We start from the raw sequence: 3,177 nt of genomic DNA on the forward strand, positions 1-3,177 counted from the left end.
TAACTGGGGCGGTTGCCTCCTAAAGAGTAACGGAGGCGCCCAAAGGTTCCCTCAGCCTGGTTGGCAATCAGGTGTTGAGTGCAAGTGCACAAGGGAGCTTGACTGTGAGACAGACATGTCGAGCAGGGACGAAAGTCGGGACTAGTGATCCGGCACCTCCTGGTGGAAGGGGTGTCGCTCAACGGATAAAAGGTACCCCGGGGATAACAGGCTGATCTTGCCCAAGAGTCCATATCGACGGCATGGTTTGGCACCTCGATGTCGGCTCGTCGCATCCTGGGGCCGGAGTAGGTCCCAAGGGTTGGGCTGTTCGCCCATTAAAGCGGCACGCGAGCTGGGTTTAGAACGTCGTGAGACAGTTCGGTCCCTATCCGCCGCGCGCGTAGGATACTTGAGGAAGGCTGTCCCTAGTACGAGAGGACCGGGACGGACGAACCTCTGGTGTGCCAGTTGTTCTGCCAAGGGCATGGCTGGTTGGCCACGTTCGGAAGGGATAACCGCTGAAGGCATCTAAGCGGGAAGCCTGTTCCAAGATGAGGTATCCCACCCCTTTGTGGGTTAAGGCTCCCAATAGACCATTGGGTTGATAGGCCAGATATGGAAGCACAGTAATGTGTTGTTGAGTTGACTGGTACTAATAGGCCGAGGACTTGTCTACGAAGATGTTGCGCATCCACTCTACGGTTCTGAAACACCACGCCAGGTGCGTGTGTTGTTTCGGAGTGTTTCGGTGGTTATAGCGTCAGGGAAACGCCCGGTCCCATTCCGAACCCGGAAGCTAAGCCTGACAGCGCCGATGGTACTGCAACCGAAGGGTTGTGGGAGAGTAGGACACCGCCGAACTTAACCAGATGAAAGGCCCCGGTTGAGAACCTCTCGGTTCTCCCGGGGCCTTTCGCTATTTCCGGGCCGGCCGGCGCAGCAGGTACGTGTCCATGATCCAGCCGTGCCGCTCCCGGGCCTCCGCGCGGACTCGGCGGATTTCGTCCGACAACGCGGCCGTCAACGGGCCCGAAAGCAGGATTTCGTCCGGCGTCCCCACGTAGGCACCCCAGAAGATCTGCAGGCCTTCGTCGGTGAAGCGGTCGAACGTCGTATGGGCGTCCAGGAGCACGAAGACGTCGTCGACCCCGTCCGGCCAGCCCTCGGCGAGCCGGCGGCCGGTCGTGAGCTGGACCGCGCGGCCGATCTGGTTCATCGTCGTCCGGTGCCGGGCGACCAGCGCCGAGATGCTGCTGACCCCCGGCACGACCTCGTACTCGAACTCGACGTTCCCCCGAGCGAGCACCGCCTCGATCAACGCGATCGTGCTGTCGTACAGCGACGGGTCGCCCCACACCAGGAACGCCCCCGTGCCTGTCGGCCCCAGCTCCGAGAGGATCAGCTGCTCGTAGACCTCCGCGCGCGCCGCGTGCCAGTCGGCGACCGCGGCCCGGTAGTCCGCCGGCGTGCGGTCGCGGGGCGGGTCCTCCGCCAGCACCACGCGGTAGCCCGGTCGCGTGACGAACCGGTCGAGGATCTCCTGCCGCAGCCGGACCAGGTCCGCCTTCTCCGAGCCCTTGTCGAGCACGAAGAAGACGTCGACGCGGTTGAGGCGGTCGATCGCCTGCACCGTGAGGTGCTCCGGGTCGCCGGCCCCGATCCCGATGGCGTAGAGCTTGCGCATGCGTCGAGTCTGTCGGGGCCCGATGGTGAACCCCTACCCCCGATGGGTATAAAGGAAGGAGAGCGAAAGGACCGTCAGATGACCGAAGCGACCTACACCGTCGAGGGCATGACCTGCGGACACTGCGCCACGTCGGTGCGCGAGGAGGTCTCCGAGCTCGCCGGGGTCCGGCAGGTCGACGTCGACGTCGAGAGCGGGCGCGTGATCGTGACCAGCGACACCCCGCTCACCGCCGAAGCCGTTTCCGCCGCCGTGACCGAGGCCGGTTACCGCCTGGTCGCGTGATGACGGCCGACGGGACCACCGCGGAACGCGTCGAACTCGCCATCGGCGGGATGACGTGCGCGTCCTGCGCGGCCCGCGTCGAACGCAAGCTCAACAAGGTCGGCGGCGTCACCGCGACGGTCAACTACGCCACCGAGAAAGCCCAGGTGAGCTACCCGAGTGAGCTGTCCGTCGCCGATCTCACGGCCGTGGTCGAAGCCGCCGGGTACTCCGCGCGGCTCCCCGAGCCCGAAGCGCCGGACGAGACGCCCACGCTCCGCAAGCGTTTGCTCCTTTCGGCGGCGCTCACCGTTCCGCTCGTCGCACTGGCGATGGTCCCGGCCTGGCAGTTCGACTACTGGCAGTGGGTCTCGCTCGTGCTCGCCGCCCCGGTCGTGACGTGGGGCGCGTGGCCGTTCCACCGCGCCGCCGCGGTGAACCTCCGGCACGCGACCGCCACGATGGACACGCTCATCTCGCTCGGCGTCGTCGCCGCGACGGCCTGGTCGCTGTACGCGCTGCTGTTCGGCATGGCGGGCGAGATCGGCATGCGCCACGGCTTCGAGCTGATCAGCTCCGGGATGGCAGGCGACAGCCTGTACTTCGAGGTGGCCGCCGCCGTCACGACGTTCATCCTGGCCGGCCGCTACTTCGAGACCCGCTCCAAGCGCCGCGCCGGCGCCGCCCTGCGCGCGCTGATGGACCTCGGCGCGAAGGACGTCACGGTCCTGCGTGACGGTGAGGAGCGGCTGGTCCCGGTGAGCGACCTGCACCCCGGCGACGTCTTCGTGGCACGGCCCGGCGAGAAGATCGCCACCGACGGCGTCGTCACCGACGGCGGCTCCGCGGTCGACACCAGCATGCTGACCGGCGAGTCCGTGCCGGTCGAGGTCGGGCCGGGCGACGCGGTCACCGGCGCCACCGTGAACGTCGGCGGCCGGCTGCTCGTGCGGGCCACGCGCGTCGGCGCCGACACGCGGCTGGCGCAGATGGCGCGGCTCGTCGAGGCCGCGCAGAACGGCAAGGCCGAGGTCCAGCGCCTCGCCGACCGCGTCTCGGCGGTGTTCGTGCCGGCGGTCGTCTTCCTCGCGCTGGCGACGCTGGTCGTCTGGCTGGCCACCGGCGGCGCGACGGAAGCGGCGTTCACCGCGGCCGTCGCCGTGCTGATCATCGCCTGCCCGTGCGCGCTCGGCCTGGCGACGCCGACGGCGCTGCTCGTCGGCACCGGCCGCGGCGCCCAGCTCGGC

Annotated in this window: 3 protein-coding genes and 2 rRNA genes; 4 read left to right on the top strand and 1 reads right to left on the bottom strand. The window is 67.6% G+C overall.

The features are described 5' to 3' along the window. Together G3I65_RS01190 and rrf are read left to right on the top strand one after the other, a co-directional pair. Positions 1 to 658: ribosomal RNA gene (locus tag G3I65_RS01190) — 23S ribosomal RNA — on the top strand; the annotation flags it as partial. A 68-nt stretch (positions 659 to 726) separates the two neighbouring features. After that, positions 727 to 843 (top strand): 5S ribosomal RNA (gene rrf, locus G3I65_RS01195). A gap of 55 nt (positions 844 to 898) precedes the next feature. On the opposite strand, the gene cobF is transcribed toward rrf, so the two are convergent. Further along, positions 899 to 1,666, bottom strand: a complete 768-nt coding sequence (gene cobF, locus G3I65_RS01200) for a precorrin-6A synthase (deacetylating) (protein WP_160693920.1) — start codon at positions 1,664 to 1,666, stop codon at positions 899 to 901. Positions 1,667 to 1,744: 78 nt separating this feature from the next. Between cobF and G3I65_RS01205 the strand changes: the two genes are divergently transcribed. Beyond that, positions 1,745 to 1,951: a heavy-metal-associated domain-containing protein gene (locus G3I65_RS01205; RefSeq protein ID WP_160693922.1), complete on the top strand. Its 207-nt coding sequence runs from the start codon at positions 1,745 to 1,747 to the stop codon at positions 1,949 to 1,951. Continuing rightward, the coding region (locus G3I65_RS01210; RefSeq protein ID WP_166639503.1) for a cation-translocating P-type ATPase at positions 1,951 to 3,177 on the top strand (1,227 nt) is incomplete at its 3' end. The genes G3I65_RS01205 and G3I65_RS01210, both read left to right, overlap by 1 nt.

Source organism: Amycolatopsis sp. SID8362 (assembly GCF_010550475.1).
Lineage (GTDB): Bacteria > Actinomycetota > Actinomycetes > Mycobacteriales > Pseudonocardiaceae > Amycolatopsis > Amycolatopsis eburnea.

Excerpts from the sequence above, each read along its gene's own strand:
- cobF (WP_160693920.1), bottom strand. The coding sequence starts at position 1,666 with ATGCGCAAGCTCTACGCCATCGGGATCGGGGCCGGCGACCCGGAGCAC.
- G3I65_RS01205 (WP_160693922.1), top strand. The coding sequence starts at position 1,745 with ATGACCGAAGCGACCTACACCGTCGAGGGCATGACCTGCGGACACTGC.